Below are 1,126 nucleotides of genomic sequence, written 5' to 3'. Positions count from 1 at the left end.
GCTTGTCTCGAACGGTCTGTTCCGTGTCGGTGACGTTGACATGCAACTCGGCATTCTCGTTGTGGAACAGGGCTTCTGCCGTCCCAATCTTCCACTCGTCGCTTTCGAGTGCAGTCTTGAGAATGTCGAGGTGGGCGTCGTCGCCTTCGAGAATACCCTTGACGTGTTTGTAGGGCTTCGCGCTGATTCGGAACCCCACGTCACCGTCGTCGGTGAGCGACAGGTTGTACCCCTCCGTGAAGTTCGCTCGGAGCGGATACGCGCCATCCGTGGTGTGACTCGGCTGGCCGAAGTCGTCGTACTCGTAATAGTTCTCCATCGCGCCGAGAGCCTTGGCGACGACGCGCTGTGTCGTGTTTTTCACGAGGTCGGCGCCGTCGGCTACTCGGTCGGGGATGTCGTCCCACTCCACGCCTTGCTTGGCGAGTCGGATGGTTTCGTTGTACACCGAGCGGGCTTCGAATGTGGCGTCGTACAGCAGACTCTCGTTGTTACTCTGAATGTCGAGTTGGAAGTCCAGCGTCTTGACGAGAGCCTGTGCGTCGGTCATTATTCGGATTCGTTGAGCCAGTCGTTGACGAGTCCACGCACTACGTCGGACTTGGTTTCGTCAACCTCGATGCACTTCTTCGAGAACTCCTTGTACACATCGTCCTCGAAGTCTACGGACAGTCGTTTTGTCATCTCACACTCTTACTTAGATACTGAAATCCTTAACTTTTGTCCACGTACTGTCTGTATGGGTGAGAAGCGGTCGAACCACACGGTGTACAACGTCAACTACCACTTCGTGTGGTGTCCAAAGTACCGTCACGCGATTCTCGAACCAATCGAGGACTCGTTAGAAGTGAGTTTCCGAGACGTGTGTGACGAGTACGACTACGAGATACTGTCGCTCCACATCTCACCCGACCACATACACCTATTCCTGTCAGCCCACCCGAAGCACGCACCGAGCGAGATTGCACGGACGGTCAAGAGCATCACGGCGCGGGAGATGTGGGAACAACACGAGTCGTACTTGGAGGAGTATCTGTGGAGCGGTGGGTTCTGGGAACAATCGTACTACATCGGAACGGCTGGTCAGGTATCCAGCGAGACGATTGGACAGTATATCGAACGTACA

The 1,126-nt window shown here is 55.2% G+C and carries 2 protein-coding genes and 1 pseudogene; 1 reads left to right on the top strand and 2 read right to left on the bottom strand.

The window, feature by feature from the left end; all coding sequences use genetic code 11:
- A pseudogene (locus N5096_RS16030) lies at nt 1-550 on the bottom strand (RNA-guided endonuclease TnpB family protein); the annotation flags it as partial.
- Nucleotides 550-684: a plasmid partition protein ParG gene (locus tag N5096_RS16025; RefSeq protein ID WP_092564779.1), complete on the bottom strand. Its 135-nt coding sequence runs from the start codon at nt 682-684 to the stop codon at nt 550-552. The pseudogene N5096_RS16030 and the gene N5096_RS16025, both read right to left, overlap by 1 nt.
- A gap of 55 nt (nt 685-739) precedes the next feature.
- On the opposite strand from N5096_RS16025, the gene tnpA reads away from it, so the two are divergent.
- Nucleotides 740-1,126: IS200/IS605 family transposase (tnpA, locus tag N5096_RS16020; RefSeq protein ID WP_267665790.1), on the top strand; the 387-nt coding region annotated here is incomplete at its 3' end.

This window comes from Halorubrum yunnanense, from assembly GCF_026586675.1.
GTDB classification, from domain to species: domain Archaea; phylum Halobacteriota; class Halobacteria; order Halobacteriales; family Haloferacaceae; genus Halorubrum; species Halorubrum yunnanense.
The sequence above is the reverse complement of the archived record's forward strand: the minus strand, read 5'-3'. Positions and strand labels throughout refer to the sequence as shown.